Source organism: Kluyvera sp. NPDC087067, from assembly GCF_044745165.1.
In the GTDB taxonomy this organism is placed as follows: Bacteria; Pseudomonadota; Gammaproteobacteria; order Enterobacterales; family Enterobacteriaceae; genus Kluyvera.
In genome coordinates this window covers 66955-85969 of the sequence record NZ_JBIUZS010000011.1, presented here as the reverse complement: position 1 = coordinate 85969, position 19015 = coordinate 66955, and the positions used below count along the sequence as shown (strand labels likewise).

Genomic DNA, 19015 nt, shown 5'->3' with positions numbered 1-19015 from the left:
CTATGACGTTGGTTGTTGAATTTGTCTGCGAATTACAAAATGGCGTGCATGCTCGCCCTGCCAGCCATGTCGAAACGCTGTGCAACACCTTTAGCTGCGATATTGAGTGGCATAACCTGCGCACTGACCGCAAGGGCAACGCCAAAAGCGCGCTGGCGATTATCGGTACCGATACGCTCGCAGGCGATCGCTGCCAGTTATTGCTCAGCGGCCCCGACGAGCAGGCCGCTCACGACCATCTTAGCCGCTGGCTAATAGAGGAATTTCCGCTGTGTGACGCGCCGCTGGCGCAGGTAGCCTGCGTAGAGCAAGAAGCATTGCCGGAATCGCTAACCCGTCTCAACCCAACGCTTTTCCGCGCCCAGCCGGTCTGTAGCGGCAGTGCCGGCGGTGTTCTCACCCGCCTTGCCGCCCTCGACCTGAATAACCTCGGTGAACTTCCTGCGGCAAAAAGCCCGGAACAGGAACAATCGGCGCTGGATAATGGCCTGACTCTGCTCGTCAAAACGCTGGAACTTCGGCTGCTGGAAAATGACAGTACCGCCAGCGCGATTCTGGAGGCTCACCGCTCGCTGGCGACCGATACGTCATTGCGCCAGCACCTGCTGGCGGGCGTCAATAACGGCCTGAGCTGCGCCGAAGCCATTATCGACAGCACCCAACATTTTTGCGCCGAGTTCGCGCGCTCCAGCAGCAGCTATTTACAAGAACGCACGCTGGATATGCGCGATGTCGGCTTCCAGTTGCTCCAGCATATTTACGGTGAGCAACGTTTCCCGGCGCCCGGTCAATTAACTCAGCCCGCAATCTGCATGGCGGAAGAGCTGACGCCAAGCCAGTTTCTTGAACTGGATAAAACGCTGTTGAAAGGCCTGCTGTTACAAAGCGGCGGCACCACCTCACACACGGTGATCCTCGCGCGTTCGTTTAATATTCCGACGCTTGTCGGCGTCGATATCGACGCTCTTGAATCCTGGCAAAATCAGCCGGTCTATCTCGATGGCAACGCGGGGGCCGTGATTGTCGCGCCGACCGAAGCCATCACGCGATATTATCAGCAGGAAGCACGGGTACAGGCCGCAATTCGCGAACAGCAGGGCGTCTGGTTAAACCAAGAGGCGCGCACCGCCGACGGCATTCGCCTCGAAGTTGCCGCCAACATCGCCCACTCCGTAGAAGCCCAGGCGGCATTTGGCAATGGCGCAGAAGCGGTTGGTCTGTTCCGCACCGAAATGCTCTACATGGACAGAACCAGCGAGCCTGGCGAAAGCGAGCTTTACAACATCTTCTGCCAGGCGCTGGAATCGGCTGACGGACGTAGCATTATTATCCGCACCATGGACATCGGCGGCGATAAGCCGGTGGACTACCTCAATATTCCGGCGGAGAACAATCCGTTCCTCGGCTACCGCGCGGTACGTATTTACGAAGAATACGCCGGGCTATTCACCACTCAACTGCGCGCCATTTTGCGCGCCTCTGCACACGGCAGCCTGAAAATCATGATTCCCATGATCTCCTCCATGGAGGAGATTTTGTGGGTCAAAGAGAAAGTGGCGGAAGCCAAACAGCAATTGCGTAACGAGCACGTTCCGTTTGATGAGCGTATTCCGCTGGGCATCATGCTGGAAGTGCCGTCGGTAATGTTCATCATTGATCAATGCTGTGAAGAGATTGATTTCTTTAGTATTGGCAGCAACGACCTGACGCAATACCTGCTGGCCGTTGACCGCGATAACGCTAAAGTCACTCGCCATTACAACAGTCTGAATCCAGCATTCCTGCGCGCACTCGACTTCGCGGTACAGGCGGTACATCGTCAGGGGAAATGGATTGGTTTATGCGGCGAGCTGGGCGCGAAAGGTTCGGTGCTACCGCTGTTAGTGGGTCTGGGGATGGATGAAATCAGCATGAGTGCGCCATCCATTCCGGCCACCAAAGCGCGTCTGGCACAGCTCGACAGTCGTGCCTGCCGTCAGTTGCTCAACCAGGCAATGGCTTGCCGCACCTCGCTGGAAGTCGAACATCTGCTCGCCCAATTCCGCATGAGCCAGCAGGATGCCCCGCTGATTACCCCACGCTGCATTTCGCTGGATAACGATTGGCGCAGTAAAGAAGAGGTGCTTAAGGGGATGACCGACAACCTGCTGCTCGCCGGACGTTGCCGCTATCCGCGTAAGCTGGAAGCTGACCTGTGGGCGCGTGAGGCGGTTTTCTCGACCGGCCTGGGCTTTAGTTTCGCCATTCCACACAGCAAGTCCGAACATATTGAGCAGTCGACCATCAGCGTTGCTCGCCTGCCTGCTCCCGTCGCCTGGGGCGATGAAGAAGCGCAGTTCATCATTATGCTGACGCTCAACAAACATGCCGCCGGTGACCAGCATATGCGCATCTTCTCGCGCCTGGCCCGCCGCATTATGCATGCCGAATTCCGCAACTCGCTGGTCAATGCCGCCTCTGCCGACGCCATTGCCAGCCTGCTGCAACACGAACTGGAACTGTAAGAGGAAATAGCATGGAACTGTATCTGGATACCGCTAACGTGCAGGAAGTTGAACGCCTGGCCCGAATTTTCCCGCTTGCTGGTGTGACGACCAATCCGAGCATTGTGGCGGCCAGTCGTGAATCTATCTGGGACGTGCTGCCACGATTAAAAAAAGCGGTCGGCGAAACCGGTACGCTGTTTGCCCAAACCCTGAGCCGGGATGCCGACGGCATGGTCGCTGAGGCGCGCAAATTAAGCGAAGCTATCCCCGGTATCGTGGTGAAAGTCCCGGTCACTGCCGAAGGGTTGGCTGCTATTAAGTGCCTGAAAAAAGAAGGTATCCCAACGCTTGGCACCGCGGTCTACAGCGCTTCACAGGGGCTACTGGCGGCGCTGGCGGGGGCGAAATACGTGGCACCTTACGTCAATCGCGTTGACGCCCAGGGCGGCGATGGCATCCGCATGGTACAAGAGCTGCAATCTTTACTGGAATTACACGCGCCCGAAAGCAAAGTGCTCGCCGCCAGCTTTAAAACACCGCGTCAGGCGCTGGACTGTTTATTGGCGGGATGCGAAGCCATTACCCTTCCTTTAGATGTAGCGCAACAAATGCTCGGCACACCCGCGGTAGAGTCAGCTATTGAGAAGTTCGAGCAAGACTGGAAAAACGCATTTGGTAATCTGAACCTGTAAGGGAGAAATGTATGGATCGCATAATTCAATCACCAGGTAAGTATATTCAGGGCGCAGACGTTATCACGCGACTTGGCGACTACTTAAAACCCATGGCCAACAGCTGGCTGGTCGTGGGCGATAAATTCGTTCTCGGCTTTGCCGAGGAGACGCTGCGTAAAAGCCTGACCGAGGCGGGTCTGTCAGTAGAAATCGCGCCGTTCGGCGGCGAATGTTCGCAAAATGAAGTCAACCGTCTGCAAGACGTGGCGAACAGTGCAAAATGCAGCGCTATTTTAGGTATCGGCGGCGGGAAAACGCTGGATACCGCTAAAGCGCTGGCTCACTTTATGAATCTCCCGGTCGCTATTGTGCCGACCATCGCCTCCACCGATGCGCCGTGCAGCGCGCTGTCCGTGCTCTACACCGACGAGGGCGAATTCGATCGTTATCTGATGCTGCCGCATAACCCCAATATGGTTATCGTCGACACTAAAATCGTTGCTGGCGCGCCCGCGCGTTTGCTGGCAGCCGGGATTGGCGATGCCTTAGCCACCTGGTTTGAAGCCCGCGCCTGTTCGCGCAGTGGGGCTACCACCATGGCAGGCGGTCAATGCACTCAAGCGGCGCTGGCGCTGGCTGAACTGTGTTACAACACGCTGATTGAAGAAGGCGAAAAAGCGATGCTGGCCGCCGAACAACACGTGGTGACCCCTGCGCTGGAACGCGTCATTGAAGCCAATACCTATCTAAGCGGCGTCGGCTTTGAAAGCGGTGGCCTGGCGGCGGCACATGCGATTCACAATGGCATGACGGCGATCCCGGATGCTCACCACTTCTATCACGGTGAAAAAGTTGCTTTCGGTACGCTGACGCAACTGGTGCTGGAAAACGCCTCGGTGGATGAAATTGAAACCGTTGCCGCCCTGTGTCACAGCGTTGGCCTGCCAATCACCCTGGCGCAGCTGGATATCAAAGAAAATATTCCTGAAAAAATGCGCCTGGTCGCGGAAGCGGCCTGCGCGGAAGGTGAGACAATTCACAACATGCCGAGTGGTGCAGATCCTGACCGTGTTTACGCGGCGCTGCTGGTGGCCGATCAGTATGGGCAGCGTTTCTTGCAGGAGTGGGAGTAATCCCCTCACCCTAACCCTCTCCCCATAGGGGAGAGGGAACCGTTTAGTACGGTTTGTGCTGTTCTCCCTCGCCCCTTTGGGGAGAAGGAACCGTTTAGTACGGTTTGTGCTGTTCTCCCTCGCCCCTATGGGGAGAGGGCCGGGGTGAGGGGCATTCCGTCACCGCACCCCATAAACAAAAATCCCCGCTATAGCGGGGATTTTTTTATACCGTTAAACCCACCTTACAGCAGGTCAAAACGGTCCAGGTTCATCACTTTCACCCATGCCGCAACGAAGTCTCTGACAAACTTCTCTTTAGCATCGCTGGAGGCATAAACCTCAGCCAGAGCACGCAGTACCGCATTGGAACCGAACACCAGATCCGCACGCGTCGCCGTGTATTTCACCTCACCGCTGACGCGATCGCGTCCTTCGAACAGCTCAGAAGTGGCATCCGTCGCTTTCCACTCGGTGCGCATATCCAGCAGATTCGAGAAGAAATCAGTGCTGAGTACGCCCACGTTGTCGGTCAGTACGCCGTGCTGGCTTCCGTCAAAGTTCGCGCCTAATACGCGCAGGCCACCAACCAGCACCGTCATTTCCGGCGCGGTCAGCGTCAGCAGCTGTGCTTTATCGATAAGCAAGGACTCGGTGGTCGCTTCACCCGGTGCCGCGCGATAGTTACGGAACCCATCGGCAATTGGCTTGAGCAGCTCAAACATCTCGATATCCGTCTGATCCTGGCGCGCATCAACGCGGCCCGGCGCAAATGGAACGTTGACGATGACGCCCGCCGCTTTCGCAGCCTTCTCGACACCCACCACGCCTGCCAGCACGATAATATCCGCCAGTGAGGCTTTGTGCGCTGACTTATAGATGCCTTCTAACACCGGCAATACGCGAGCGGCTGTGGCGTTAACGTCCCAGCTTCTCTGCGGCGCCAGCGCCAGACGTGCACCGTTAGCGCCGCCACGTTTGTCACCACCACGGAAGGTAGAGGCGGACGCCCAGGCGACGGAAACCAGTTCGCTTACGGAAAGACCGGATGCGGCGATATCCGCTTTCAGACTTTCAATATCTTCGGCAGTAGGCTGGAAGAATGGATGCGGCAGCGGATCCTGCCAAATCAGATCTTCTTTCGGCACTTCCGGGCCAATGTAACGCGCTTTTGGCCCCATATCACGGTGGGTCAACTTGAACCAGGCACGAGCGAAGGCTTCATTAAACGCCTGCGGATCGTTGAGGAAGCGGCGAGAAATTTTCTCGAATTCTGGGTCGAAACGCAGCGTCAGGTCGGTGACCAGCATGGTTGGCTTGCGTTTTTTCTCAGGGTCAAACGGGTCAGGGATCAGATCCGGTGCGTCAACTGCTTCAAACTGAATAGCGCCAGCCGGGCTGCGGGTCTGCACCCATTCGTATTTAAACAGGTTCTCGAAGAAATAGTTGCTCCACTGAGTAGGCGTCTGCGTCCAGACCACTTCCAGACCGGAGGTAATCGCATCCGCACCCGCACCGCTGCCGAAGCTGTTTGCCCAACCCAGGCCCATCGCCTCAATTGGCGCAGCTTCAGGATCGGCAGCCACATGCGTGGCTTCTGCGGCACCGTGGGTTTTACCCAGCGTATGGCCGCCGGCGATAAGCGCGACGGTCTCTTCGTCGTCCATCCCCATATTGCCGAAGGTGGCGCGAATCGCCGATGCCGCCGACAGCGGTTCACCGCTGGCGTTTGGCCCTTCCGGGTTCACATAGATTAGGCCCATTTCAGTGGCAGCCAGCGGACGTTTCGCCAGCTCTTCCGGGTCACGGTGCGCCAGCCAGGCTTTTTCATCACCCCAGTTAACGTCCAGATCCGGTTCCCAGACGTCTTCACGCCCGGCACCGAAACCAAAGGTACGGAAGCCAGAGTTTTCCAGCGCCACGTTACCGGCGAGGATGTACAGGTCAGCCCAGGAGATTTTCTGGCCGTATTTCTGCTTGATTGGCCACAGCAGACGACGCGCCTTGTCCAGGCTTACGTTATCCGGCCAGGAGTTCAGTGGGGCGAAACGCTGCTGGCCGCGACCTGCGCCACCGCGTCCGTCCATTGAACGGTAGGTTCCTGCACCGTGCCACGCCATGCGGATAAACAGCCCCACATAGCTGCCCCAGTCGGCAGGCCACCAGGATTGGGAGTCGGTTAACAGCGCGCGGATATCACCTTTTAACGCGGAGTAGTCTAGTTTGCTGAATTCTTTGCGGTAATCGAAATCCTCACCCAGCGGGTTGGATCGATTGGAGTGCTGATTAAGTAGGTCAACGCGCAACTGCTTTGGCCACCAGTCTTTCGTACTGGTGCCAGCGCCGGCGCTTTGATCGTGTCCACCACCGTGGTGGAAAGGACATTTACCTGCGTTCTGGATATCGTCTGGCGTGCTCATCACTATGCTCCCTTACAGTATTTATCATTAAGATATACACCCACGCTGATAAGTTATAGCTGAAATGACCCACGGATTTGATAGCTAATTCCTCTTATTTTTCCCTTGCCAGAGAGGAATTTCTACGTAGGTCGCACCTTATCCTTACATAATGCAGGGTAAATAGCTGTGATCGTCAGGGAGAATTAATAATAAATCCATATAGAATAAATGGATTTATTATGTTCTAAGCGGCTATAGCACCGTTGATGAAGGCGTCAATAAAGCAAAAGCCCTGCATAAACAGGGCAAGAGTTAATCGCGATGTGGCAGCAATTAAGCCGGGCGCACACCCAGCGTGTGGCAGATGGCGTAACTCATTTCCGCGCGGTTTAAAGTGTAGAAGTGGAAATCTTTCACTCCTTCGCGGCTGAGGATCTTAACCATGTCCATGGCGATATTCGCCCCCACCAGCTTGCGGGTTTCCGCATCATCATCCAGACCGTTGAACATCTGCGACATCCAGGAAGGAATGCGCACGTTGGTCATGTCGGCAAATTTCTTCGCCTGCTTGAAGTTCGATACCGGCAGAATGCCTGGGATAATCTCCACATCAATGCCCGCGGTTACGCAGCGGTCGCGAAAGCGCAGATAACTTTCCACATCGAAGAAGAATTGAGTGATTGCGCGGTTGGCCCCGGCATCCACTTTGCGTTTCAGGTTGAGCAGGTCAGCCTGGGCGCTTTTCGCTTCCGGGTGCACTTCTGGATACGCGGCCACGGAGATATCAAAATCCGCGACGTCTTTTAACAGCGTCACCAGGTCGGCGGCATACATATCTGGTTTACCGCTGCCCGGCGGCAAATCACCACGCAGCGCCACAATATGGCGAATACCGTTGTTCCAGTAGTCCTGAGCGATAGCGCGCAGCTCATCGCGGCTGGCATCAATACAGGTCAGGTGCGGAACGGCTTCCAGACCGGTGCGGTCTTTAATGCCTTTAATAATGCTGTGCGTACGGTCACGTTCACCGGAATTTGCACCGTAGGTGACCGATACAAATTTCGGCTTCAGGCTGCTTAGGCGATCGATTGAGTTCCACAGGGTTTGCTCCATTTCACTGGTGCGCGGCGGGAAAAATTCAAAAGAAACGTTAATCTGCCCAACTTCGGCCAGACTCTGATTCAGCGCTTCCCGCTGGTTGGCGTGAAAAAAGCTCATACCTTACCTCATCAATCGCATGTCATTATTGTTGTGTTGTGAACATCTATCCGTTTAGACGTCTGGATGTAAAAATGCCCCAAAATGGGACGGTCGTCAATAGAAAGATCGGCGTAAAAAGTGAGTAATGTTCAGCGAAGATGAAAAAAATTCAGCTGACTACGTTTTATACAACTCCCCACCTTTTACGATCGTCCCTCTGAAGATAACCACATTTTTTATACGCAATTAAATTTGAGATGTATATCGCATATCTCTCAAACATCTTATCCCTCATACAAAATTCTATTGCAGACGTTAATGGGTTGTTTCACGATAAGTAGAACGTTCTACTAAAACGTTATACTCACCATAAACAGGGTTATAAAAAGCACGCACGAAGAGGCGGCTATTCGGGGGAAATCAGTATGAGTCTGATATCGAGCTTTATAAAATCGCTTTCTAAACTGTCGATGATTGGTCGCGCACTGATGCTGCCGATCTCGCTGCTGCCCGCGGCCGGTCTGCTGCTGGCGTTCGGGGATAAATTTCATCTTCCGTTGATGATGAACGCGGGCGGGATTATCTTCGATAACCTGCCGATGTTGTTCGCCATCGGTTCCGCGGTGGGTCTGGCGTCAGAGTCCGGCATTGCCGCATTATCGGCAGCCGTCTCGGTTTTCGTCACCAACGTCACCATCAGTACCGTGTTGAGCATCACCCCTGAAATGGCGAGCCAGGGCGGGAAATATGCCATGGTGGTGGGGATCCCTACCTTGCAGATGGGCGTCTTTGGCGGCCTGATTTGCGGTATCCTGGCCGCATGGTGCTATAACCGTTTCCACAAACTGCAATTGCCTGAGTTCCTCGGCTTCTTCTCCGGTAAGCGCTTTGTTGCTATCGCCACCGCGCTGCTGTCGTTTGTGCTTGGGCTGATTCTGCCGTACATCTGGCAGCATATTCAGGCCGGTATTGACGCACTTTCGGTCATTATCAACGGCGATAACCAAGCCGCCTCAACCTTTATTTTTGGTCTGGTTGAACGTGCGCTGATCCCGCTGGGCCTGCACCACATCTGGTATCCATCCTTCTGGTATTCGTTCGGCGATTACACCACTCACGCAGGCCAGGTGATCCACGGCGACCAGACTATCTGGTTCAAAATGCTGGAAGAAGGGGTGAAATCCTTTAGCAGCGATTCTTACCAGAATGCCGGTAAGTTTATGCAAGGTGAGTTCCCGCTGATGCTGTTCGCGCTGCCAGCAGCCTGCCTTGCGATGTATCACGAAGCGCATACCCGCAATAAGAAAATTGCCGCCGGTATTCTGTTCTCCGCCGCGCTGACCTGCTTCCTGACCGGCATCACCGAGCCGGTTGAATTTACCTTTATCTTCGTGGCGCCTATTCTCTACGTTTTCAACGCGATTATGGCCGGCCTTTCCTATATGGCGATGTACCTGCTGCATGCCCATATCGCCAAGTCGTTCTCAGCTGGGCTTATCGATTACATTTCGTTTGGCATCCTGCCGTCATTTAACGGCTACCAGACCAACTTCCTGAGCGCAATTATCGTTGGCGTGCCAATGGCCTTGATCTACTACTTCACCTTCCGCTTTGTGATCCGCCGCTTTGACGTGAAAACGCCGGGCCGCACAGAAACGACGGTGACCGCCAATGACAAAAGCGATACCGAACTGGCGACCGACATCATCGGCCTGCTGGGAGGTCAGCAGAATATTGCTTCCGTTGGTTCATGCATCACGCGACTGCGTCTTGAAGTCGAAGATAAAAAGGTCGTGGATAAGGATGGTCTGAACAACATCGGCGCGCGTGGTGTCGTTTTCGTCGGCGATAACGGCATTCAGGTGATATTTGGCGCGCGAGCGCAATTTATCGCGCAAACCATGTCGACGATGATTGGCAAATAATCATAAGATTACAGGCGTGTTGGAGGTTCCCGTCACTGATGGGAACCTTCTTGCTTTCAGTGGATTATCGAGCCAGCTCAGGGAGTGATTTTGAAGAAAGTCAGCATAATTGATGTCGCCAAACGCGCGGGGGTGTCGGTGTCTACCGTGTCACTCGTGCTTCGCCAGAAAGGCAAAATCTCTGAGGCGACGATTGAGAAAGTGCAGGCTGCCATCACTGAACTGGGCTATATCCACAATATCGCCGCCGCCAACCTGCGTTCGAATACCTCCAATCTGATTGGCCTGATCCTGCGCGATTTTAGCGACAGTTTTTCCATCAAGGTGATGGCGAGCATTGTTCAGGAGCTGGAGTCGCAGGGTTTTATGGTCTTTCTTGGCCAGCCGCTCAATGAACATGAGCATCTCGAACGCTGCCTGTTATCGTTCAAGCAGCAGGGCGTCGCCGGGGTGATTTATCTGGCCTCCGACGTCAACCGCGATACGCTCCCGGCACAAATTCGCCAGTGCCCAATGCCGGTGGTGGTGGTGTCGCAATCACCAATCAAAGAAGCCTGCAACCTTGTTCTGCGCGATAACCAGCAGGCAGCAAGTCTGGCCACACGCTATCTTATTGAGCGCGGGCATCGCTACATTGCCTATCTTGGCGGCCAGGAAAACAACCTGATTCGCCAGCAGCGGCTTGTAGGGTTTCGCAATACCTTGTCGCGCTATGGCATTACGCCTCGCGACGAATTCACGCCAGCCTGCGGCGATGACACCCACGCCGCCAGCATCGCTACGCGTCAGCTACTGGAAAACAATAACGCCATCACCGCCGTGCTGTGTCATTCGCCAGACGCGATGATTGGCTGCATTGATGGCATTCATAAAGTGGGCCGCACCGTGGGGAAGGACGTTTTTCTGACCCAGCAGGTCGCGCTGATTGGCTTTGAGGATATGCTGCATATCAACCTCACCTCTCCAGCCTTTAGCTACGTTTCGTCCGCCAGTGAAGAGACCGGACGCCAGGCCGCAACGCTCATCATTCGTAAGCTCAAAGAACCCACGCTGGAATGCCAGTCGATTACCCTCTCCGGGCAGCTGGTGACGCGAGAATCGGCTTAGACGACGCTCGCCAACCAGCCAAACCGCGTTTCATTATCCGCCAGCATGATCAGCCCAGACTGCACGCGTAACGAGCTATTGTTCAGCGGTCGAAAAACCACGCCCTGCCGCTGGATTGCGGCAAACGACGCCGGAAACAGGCTCACGCCCTCCCCACGGGCAATCCGTGCCAGCAGGACATCATGTTCCAGCGGCTCTTCAATGCAGTTGGGCGAATAACCTGCACGGCGGAAAATATCCCGCGTGTAGTCGAAAAACGCCGGGTTACGCTCGCGCTTAAACCAGAACAAGGGTCGAGTGTTAAGCAGGTTGAGGGTCAGTGAATCGGCCTTCGCTTCCGGCCAGTGGGCGGGTAAAGCGGCGATGAGCGGCTCCTGGCGGTCGAGCGGAATGACGGTAAGCCCTTGCGTCTCCAGCGGCAGCGCGACTAGCGCGGCATCGAGTTTTCCACGCCGCACCTGACGCACCAGCTCAGGCGAACCATGGCGCGCAATATTCAACGCCCCGACGCGCGCTTCAAGCTCCATTTCCAGCGAGTTGAAAACGCCCTGCTCAAAGGCCGTGGTCAGGCCAAAGCGCAGCGAATGGGTACCGGATTGCCCAAGCTCGCTCAACGCGACATACGTTTTATCCTGTAGCGCCAGCAGTGGCCCGATAATGTCCAGCACCCGTTGCCCTTCATCCGTGAGCGTCAGCCCTTTGGTATGACGGACAAAAAGCGTTACCCCCAGCCGTTCTTCAAGCTGGCGAATATGGCGGCTGAGCGGCGGCTGGGACATAAACAGGCGCTGCGCCGCGCGGCTCATGTTGTTCTCCTGGGCCACCACCGCAAAGTAGCGCAGCAGACGAATATCCAGAGAGTAAAGCGGGGAAGTTGTCATACCGAAAAGGTATCACGGAATCGGTATTATCCAAATCATTCTGCGCCGCCTATTCTCTCGCCATACCGCCAATCGATGAGGAAATGATCATGCATTCAGAACGCTATGTTATCGGACAGGAAATGCTGCAACAGGTTGATGGAAAAGGGGGAGAGGCGGTCGTCGAGAGTCTGAAAGATATCGCGCCAGACTTTGCACGCTACCTGCTCGAGTTTCCCTTTGGCGATATCTACGCCCGGCCGGGTCTGGACTTACGCAGCCGCGAAATTGCCACCGTCGCCGCACTCACCGCATTGGGCAACGCCGCGCCGCAGTTGAAGGTGCACATTGCCGCCGCGCTCCATGTGGGATTAACTCAGGACGAGATTATTGAAGTGATCATGCAGATGGTGGTGTATGCCGGGTTCCCGGCAGCGCTTAACGGACTGTTCGCGGCGAAAGAGGTGTTTGCGAAAGGGTGAAGCTGCCGGATGGCGATGCTGACGCATCTTATCCGGCCTACAACGGCTAATACTTTCGCGTAGGCCGGATAAGCGCAGCGCCATCCGGCAACAAATCCTACAGCAACTGCGCCAGACGATTAATATCCGACTGAATCGCCCCAGCCGTCACGTCGCGCCCAGCCCCAGGCCCACGAATCACCAGCGGGTTATCGCGATACCAGCGGCTTTCGATAGCAAACACGTTATCGCACGGCAGCAGCGCCGCCAGCGGATGCTCCTGACGCACCGCTTCCACGCCCACGCGCGCTTTGCCGTTGGCATCGAAACGCGCCACGTAGCGCAGCACCAGCCCCATTTCCTGAGCGGCTTCCAGACGCTGGATCATCTGTTCATTCAGCTCATCGCCGTTTTCAAAGAAGTGGTCGATAGACCCTTCTTCGCAGTGTGCTGGCACCAGCGATTCTACGCGCACCTGATCCGGCTCGATGTCATAGCCCGCTTCACGCGCCAGAATCACCAGTTTACGCATCACGTCTTTGCCGGAAAGGTCTACGCGCGGGTCAGGTTCGGTCAACCCTTGCTGCCAGGCCTGATCGACCAGGTCGGTAAACGGTACGCTGCCGTCGAATTGCAGGAATAGCCAGGAGAGCGTGCCGGAGAAGATGCCGCTGATCGCCAGAATGCTGTCGCCGCTGTCGATAAGATCGCGCACGGTGTGGTTAACCGGCAGACCTGCGCCGACGGTGGCGTTATACAGCCAGTGGCGGCCGGTTTTCTCAAACGCATCGTGGATCTGACGATACTTATCGCTGCTGCTCGCGCCAGCCAGTTTATTGGCGCTTATCACGTGGAAACCGTGGCTGGCAAAATCGAGATATTGATCGGCCAACTGCTCGCTTGCTGTCACATCAAGCACCACTAAATCGTCATATGGGTGAGCGCGCATCCACAGGAACAGCGACTCTTCATCTTGTTCAATGGCTTCATCATCGAAGAAAGCCAGCGCGCGGCTGGCGTCCAGCCCTTCATAGCTCAACAGGCTGCGACGACTGTCCACCACGCCTGCCAGCACAAACTCAAACCCGGTGCGGGCAGAGAGAGTTCCCTGCTCGCGGGCAAACAGCTCCAGCCAGCGGGAGCCAATATTGCCTTTGCCGAACAGTACCAGGCCGATACGTTTTTCAGCGCGGAACAGCGACTGGTGTAGCCCCTGAATCAGACTTTCCGTCGGCCCTGCGCGCAGCACGGCAACCAGGCTGATACCCTCTTCCGACTGCCAGGTGAATTCCACCGGCTGACCTTTCAACTGCTGCCAGAAACGGTGGCAGTGCAGCGGATTACGGGCAACGCCCGCACCAACCATCGCCACCAGCGCCAGCCCCTGACGCAGGCGCAGTTCGCCCGGCAAACCGGCCTCGTCGAGAATTTTCAGCGCACTGTCGGCCACTTCCGAGGTATAGCAGAATTGCAGCAGTTGGCGATCGGTATGAACGCCGACCGCCAGTGGGCGGATCTGGGTGCGCTTGAGCAGTTGGTCAATTTCTTTGTACGCCAGTTTAAAGTCCTGGCTTGCGGGAACGCGGAACTCAATTAAGCAGACGTCATCATGACTGGTGACGATACGCGCGCCGGTGCCGGATGCCAGAACGCGCTCAATGCGCGTCGAGCCCTGATCCGGCGTATAGCTACAGCGTAATTGCAGGTCGATATCGCTGCCGGACACCGGCTGCAACGTGCGGGCGTGCAGAACCGGAGCCGCGAGGCGCGCCAGTTCACTGGCTTCATCCAGACGCAGCAGCGGCAGCAAACAGGCATCTTTCACTTTGCGCGGGTCAGCGCTGTATACCCCGGCGACATCACTCCAGATAGTGACGCGGGAAACGCCCGCCAGCGCGCCAATTTGGGTGGCCGAGTAGTCCGAACCGTTACGGCCCAGCAGAACGGTTTCGCCCGCATTGTTGCGGCAGATAAAACCGGTCACCACCAGGCGTTTTCCCGGATGCTGCGCCAGCAGCTGTTGCAGCAGTGGGTAGGATAAACCTTCATCCACCTGCGGCTGTGCGCTACGCTCAGCGCGTAAAAAGGCGCGCGCATCCAGCCAGGCGGCATCCAGACCTTGCAGCTTCAGCACTTCCGCCATCAAGCGCGCCGACCACACTTCCCCGTGGCCCACCACTTCGGCGTACACCGCGTCGTCCACGCCCGCATCTAATAAACCGGCCAGACGCTCGAGGTCGTGGATAAAATCGGCAATTATGCCATCAGCGATTTCGGCAGGCAGCAGGCCGCTAATCAAATCAGTCTGATAACGGCGCAAGGACTGCTGAACCTGATGCGCAGAGAGGCGATCGGTCTGGCTGAGCTTCAGCCAGCTGATCAGCTGGTTAGTGGTGCTACCGGCTGCGGAAACCACCATCATATCGCCGGGCTGCGAGTACTCAGCCATAATGCCGACAACACGCAGGTAACACTTCACGTCAGCCAGACTACTGCCACCAAATTTATGCAGCTGACGTTCTTTCGCCCCTGCCTGCGCAATCACACTCATGTTTACCCCTCGGCTGCGATCCGGAATCCATTTTCCAGATCGGCAATTAAGTCTTCACTATCTTCAATACCGGTTGAGATGCGCAATAGCGTCTCAGAAATGCCTGCGGCAGCGCGCGCTTCAGGTGCCATGCCCGCATGCGTCATGGTTGCCGCGTGAGAGATCAGGCTCTCAACGCCACCCAGCGATTCCGCCAGGGTGAATAGCGACAGACCGCTCAGGAAGCGGCGCAGCGTTTGTTCGTCGCCGCCCAGCTCAAAGCTCAGCATGGCGCCAAAACCTTTCTGCTGACGGGCCGCAATTTCATGCCCCTGATTTTCCGGCAGAGAAGGATGATACAGTTTTTTTACCAGCGGCTGTGTTTTCAGGAAGTCGACAATCGCATAGGCGTTACGCTGCGCCACTTCCATCCGCGGAGAGAGCGTGCGCAGGCCGCGCAGCAGCAGGTAGCTGTCGAACGCGCTGCCGGTGACGCCGATATTATTCGCCCACCATGCCAGTTCTGTGACGGTTTCAGGATCTTTGGCAATCACCACGCCCGCCACTACGTCAGAGTGACCGTTCAGGTATTTGGTGCACGAGTGCAGCACCAGATCCGCCCCTAACGCCAGCGGGTTTTGCAGCGCCGGGCTCAGGAAGGTGTTATCGACTACGCTCACCGCACCGGCTTCCCGTGCCAGCTGACAGATTTTCGCAATATCGACCACGCGTAACAATGGGTTGCTTGGACTTTCTACCAGCACCAGTTTCGGTTTTTCCGCCAGCGCCGCTTTCAACGCTTCATCATTGCCCTGATCGACAAAAAGCACGCGATAACAGCCGCGTTTTGCCAGGCTATCGAACAGACGGTAGCTGCCGCCGTAACAGTCGTGTGGCGCCACCAGCAGGTCTCCCGGCTTTAAGAAAACGGTCGTCACCAGGTGAATCGCCGACATGCCGGTATTGGTCATCACCGCGCCCGCGCCGCCTTCCAGCTCGGCCAGCGCCCGCTGAACCACATCACGCGTCGGGTTACCGCGACGAGAGTAGTCATGCGCACGCGGCTCGTTAAAACCGGTAAAGTTGTAGGTGCTGGAAAGATGGATAGGCGGGACAACACAACCATACTGCTCGTCGTCATTTAAACCGCTACGCACTGCGATGGTGGCCTGTTTACGGGTCATGAGGATTCGTTCCTGGCAAGGTCTGTGAAAAGTCAGACTCCAGAGTAAACATTGTTTACATAGCCGTCAATACATCTAGACATCTAAACTTCTTTGCGTATAGATTGAGCTATTGGCAAATAGCCGTTAAAATTATATGCATTAGCGCACATTTGCGGTGGCTAAACCCGTGCCAGAACGGGGCCCGTACGGTAAACTGCGCGCGATCATGGTCGTCAACCGGCCTGTTAACTAATGACTAGAGGATTAAAGGTATCTCATGGCTGAATGGAGCGGCGAATATATCAGCCCATACGCTGAGCACGGTAAGAAGAGTGAGCAAGTAAAAAAAATTACGGTTTCCATTCCTCTGAAGGTGTTGAAGATCCTCACCGATGAACGCACGCGTCGTCAGGTGAATAACCTGCGTCACGCCACCAACAGCGAATTGCTGTGTGAAGCGTTCCTGCATGCATTTACCGGTCAACCACTGCCGAACGATGAAGACCTGCGCAAAGAGCGCAGCGATGAAATCCCGGAAGCGGCGAAAGAAATTATGCGTGAGCTGGGGATTGACCCGGAGACGTGGGAATACTGATCGTTAAGAAAGCGGCGCACGAATAGAAAGCATTGATTGCCAGCATGAAAGCACTGCCGGATACCGGGCGGCAAATCCGGGATCCGGCGTTGACTATTTTATCTCATACTCCGGTAGCGGGTGGACGGCAAGAAACTGTGCCATTGTCGCGTTATCAGGCACCGCGGTGAGCGCCCCCTTTTGCGTTGTTGCCAATGCCCCGCAGGCGCTTGCTTGTGCAATAGCGGCGTGAAGCATGGGGAAACTGGCGGGTAATCCATATTGTGCAATGCTCGCCAACAGTCCAGCCATAAACGCGTCGCCAGCGCCCGTCGTATCAACACTCTCTACGGTATAGCCATTAAAATGGATAACCTGATCCTGCCATAACACCATTGCCCCCTGAGCACCGTAAGTGATCACTTTGAGCCTTGCAGGATAGGCGGCAATTGCCGCAGTGGCGTGACTAAAATCCTGCGTCTGGGTAAGCCAGTACCACTCTTCTTCAGACAGCTTGAGGATATCGGCCTGCAAAGCAAACTGCCGTACCGTTTCCAGCATGATTTCCGGCTCCGGCCACATTTGTGCCCGAAGATTGACATCAAAACTCAGTAGGCCCTGGTGTTGTTTAACACGTACCGCCGCCTGTGCCAGGGTATCGCGGCAAACCGGTGCTACCAGCGCCAATGAGCAGAAATGTAAAATATCCGCCCCGAATGCTGGCAGCGCCTGTACCGAGAGAAACTGATCGGCTGACGGGCTTACCAGAAAGGTAAAATCTCGTTCCCCTCCTTTTCCCAGCGAAACCACAACAGTGCTGGTGCGATGCAGGCTATCTCGTTCCAGCGCCTCAACATTGACGCCATATGTGACTAGCGTCTGCTGTAAAAGATGACCAAAGGGATCGTCGCCCACCCGACCAATAAAACCACTGCGACATCCTAATCGCGCCGCGCCAACGGCCACATTCAGCGGCGCACCGCCGGGGCAGACCTCATACTGCTTCTCCGATAAAGGGAGAAGATCGACCACCGCATCACCTAACGCCCAGATATTCATCGTTGCCGTTCCTCGTTATTGATCCAAAGGCCAATAGCCACCAGAGCTCAACGTCGCGCTGCCATGGCTGGCGAAGACGCAAAGCTGGCGCTGCGCTTCTTGCGGATAGATACGGCTGCTTAAGCAGGCTTCCCCCTCATTAACGAACACCTCGACAGAAGACCTATCGATGAAAATACGCAACGAGAGGCGGTTGCCTTCAGGTAGCGCTACGCTGCGGCTTCCCTCCAGCGCAAACTCTGGATAACGCCGCTCAAGTACCAATCGCTGCGCCTGAGCATCAACAAAGACCCGCAAACCGGCCCCTAAAGCGATCCCGTAGCATTCAGCCGTTGCGCTGTGGATATCCCACACCAGATCCAATTCAATGACTTGCGCATCCTCAACAATCGGTGATGATTGGTTCTTTAACTGTTGCGCCAGTAACGGATAATAGCTGCCGCGTAACGCCGCCATTTCTTTGGCCGGTGTCATTCTCAGACGATTATCATCACCCAAGCGAATCTCGCGAGGCAGAGTGAGCATCCCCGCCCAGCCGTCCTGCTGTTCCGGCATCGGTGATTCCCACATGTCCATCCAGCCCATCACAATGCGGCGACCATCCGGCGTCAGGAAACTCTGCGGGGCGTAAAAATCGTGGCCGTGATCCATCTCCACAAATTCCCCTTCAGGCACAAAAGGTTGTCCCGGCTGCCAGTCGCCAATTAAGTAGCCGCTCTGGAACAGGTTACGGTTGTGATAGCCTTGGGCAGCCATTCCTTGCGGGGAAAACATCAATATCCACTTTCCATTTAACCTGAAGAAATCCGGGCACTCCCACATGTAGCCCGCCCCCTCTTTCGCCTCAGCCAGCAGCCCTTCATCCTGCCACTCACGAAGGTCACGGGAACGATATAAACGTACCTGCCCCGTGTCGCCCACGCGCGCGCCGATGACCACATACCAATAATCACCTTCTCGCCATACTTTTGGATCGCGGAAATGATGCAAACCGGCAGGCGTATCAATCACCTGCCCCTGGCGTTCAAAATGGATACCGTCGCGGCTGGTCGCCAGGCACTGCACCTGGTAGAGATTGTCATCACTACTGGAGTCGCCATGAAACTTATGCCCGGTATAGAGAAGTGCTAGCGTGTCGCCATCCACCACGGCGGAACCGGAAAAGCAGCCGTCTTTATCCTCTGGCCCTTCCGGGGCCAATGCCACGGGCAAATGCTCCCAATGCACGAGATCGCGGCTACGGGCATGCCCCCAGTGCATCGGCCCCCACTGCGTGGAGTAGGGATGATGCTGATAAAACGCATGATACCAACCGTCAAACCAGACTAGCCCGTTGGGATCGTTCATCCAGCCTGCCTGAGCAGCAAGATGATAATGTGGATACCAGCGCGGGTTTAGCGCCGCACGCCGAGCCTGTAATTCCTGTTCAGCTTGGGCAATGGAAAAAGTCATAGGATTC

General features: G+C 55.8%; 14 protein-coding genes. 7 read left to right on the top strand and 7 right to left on the bottom strand.

What is annotated here, in order from left to right:
• Nucleotides 1-2 precede the first annotated feature (2 nt).
• Genes ptsP through ACIPDS_RS20740 form a run of 3 tightly spaced genes read left to right on the top strand, consistent with a single transcriptional unit; the run spans nt 3 to nt 4293 of the window.
• Nucleotides 3-2504, top strand: coding sequence for a phosphoenolpyruvate--protein phosphotransferase (gene ptsP / locus ACIPDS_RS20750; RefSeq protein WP_400739987.1), 2502 nt, complete (start codon nt 3-5; stop codon nt 2502-2504).
• A gap of 11 nt (nt 2505-2515) precedes the next feature.
• Nucleotides 2516-3178, top strand: a complete 663-nt coding sequence (fsa, locus tag ACIPDS_RS20745) for a fructose-6-phosphate aldolase (protein WP_400739984.1) — start codon at nt 2516-2518, stop codon at nt 3176-3178.
• 11 nt (nt 3179-3189) lie between these two features.
• A complete protein-coding gene (locus ACIPDS_RS20740) occupies nt 3190-4293 on the top strand; it encodes a glycerol dehydrogenase (RefSeq protein ID WP_400739981.1) in 1104 nt (367 codons plus the stop codon).
• Between the two features lie 224 nt (nt 4294-4517).
• Here ACIPDS_RS20740 and katG read toward each other — a convergent pair whose 3' ends face one another.
• Both katG and metF read right to left on the bottom strand, forming a co-directional pair.
• Nucleotides 4518-6692 (bottom strand): catalase/peroxidase HPI, encoded by a 2175-nt coding sequence (gene katG, locus ACIPDS_RS20735; RefSeq protein ID WP_400739978.1) that lies wholly within the window; start codon nt 6690-6692, stop codon nt 4518-4520.
• Nucleotides 6693-7007: 315 nt separating this feature from the next.
• Entirely contained in the window at nt 7008-7892 is an 885-nt protein-coding gene (metF, locus tag ACIPDS_RS20730; RefSeq protein ID WP_166517128.1) for a methylenetetrahydrofolate reductase, read from the bottom strand.
• A 407-nt stretch (nt 7893-8299) separates the two neighbouring features.
• On the opposite strand from metF, the gene ACIPDS_RS20725 reads away from it, so the two are divergent.
• Both ACIPDS_RS20725 and malI read left to right on the top strand, forming a co-directional pair.
• Nucleotides 8300-9799, top strand: a complete 1500-nt coding sequence (locus tag ACIPDS_RS20725; protein WP_166517127.1) for a PTS transporter subunit EIIC — start codon at nt 8300-8302, stop codon at nt 9797-9799.
• A gap of 90 nt (nt 9800-9889) precedes the next feature.
• Nucleotides 9890-10906 (top strand): Mal regulon transcriptional regulator MalI, encoded by a 1017-nt coding sequence (gene malI, locus ACIPDS_RS20720; RefSeq protein WP_400739973.1) that lies wholly within the window; start codon nt 9890-9892, stop codon nt 10904-10906.
• On the opposite strand, the gene ACIPDS_RS20715 is transcribed toward malI, so the two are convergent.
• Nucleotides 10903-11787, bottom strand: a complete 885-nt coding sequence (locus ACIPDS_RS20715) for a LysR family transcriptional regulator (RefSeq protein WP_400739971.1) — start codon at nt 11785-11787, stop codon at nt 10903-10905. The two genes, malI and ACIPDS_RS20715, sit on opposite strands and share 4 nt — an antisense overlap.
• Before the next feature lie 89 nt (nt 11788-11876).
• On the opposite strand from ACIPDS_RS20715, the gene ACIPDS_RS20710 reads away from it, so the two are divergent.
• Nucleotides 11877-12248: a carboxymuconolactone decarboxylase family protein gene (locus ACIPDS_RS20710; protein ID WP_400739968.1), complete on the top strand. Its 372-nt coding sequence runs from the start codon at nt 11877-11879 to the stop codon at nt 12246-12248.
• 97 nt (nt 12249-12345) lie between these two features.
• Here the strand turns inward: ACIPDS_RS20710 and ACIPDS_RS20705 are convergent, their stop codons facing one another.
• Both ACIPDS_RS20705 and metB read right to left on the bottom strand, forming a co-directional pair.
• Nucleotides 12346-14778 carry a bifunctional aspartate kinase/homoserine dehydrogenase II gene (locus tag ACIPDS_RS20705; protein WP_400739965.1) on the bottom strand — a complete coding sequence of 811 codons (2433 nt, stop codon included), beginning with the start codon at nt 14776-14778 and terminating at the stop codon, nt 12346-12348.
• A gap of 2 nt (nt 14779-14780) precedes the next feature.
• Nucleotides 14781-15941 (bottom strand): cystathionine gamma-synthase, encoded by a 1161-nt coding sequence (metB, locus tag ACIPDS_RS20700; RefSeq protein WP_166517122.1) that lies wholly within the window; start codon nt 15939-15941, stop codon nt 14781-14783.
• Between the two features lie 259 nt (nt 15942-16200).
• Between metB and metJ the strand changes: the two genes are divergently transcribed.
• Nucleotides 16201-16518, top strand: a complete 318-nt coding sequence (gene metJ / locus ACIPDS_RS20695) for a met regulon transcriptional regulator MetJ (RefSeq protein WP_012907792.1) — start codon at nt 16201-16203, stop codon at nt 16516-16518.
• A 93-nt stretch (nt 16519-16611) separates the two neighbouring features.
• Here the strand turns inward: metJ and ACIPDS_RS20690 are convergent, their stop codons facing one another.
• Together ACIPDS_RS20690 and ACIPDS_RS20685 are read right to left on the bottom strand one after the other, a co-directional pair.
• Nucleotides 16612-17556 carry an aminoimidazole riboside kinase gene (locus ACIPDS_RS20690; RefSeq protein WP_400739961.1) on the bottom strand — a complete coding sequence of 315 codons (945 nt, stop codon included), beginning with the start codon at nt 17554-17556 and terminating at the stop codon, nt 16612-16614.
• Nucleotides 17557-17571: 15 nt separating this feature from the next.
• Complete coding sequence (locus ACIPDS_RS20685; protein WP_400739959.1) at nt 17572-19008, bottom strand: glycoside hydrolase family 32 protein; 1437 nt, start codon at nt 19006-19008, stop codon at nt 17572-17574.
• Between the last annotated feature and the right edge of the window lie 7 nt (nt 19009-19015).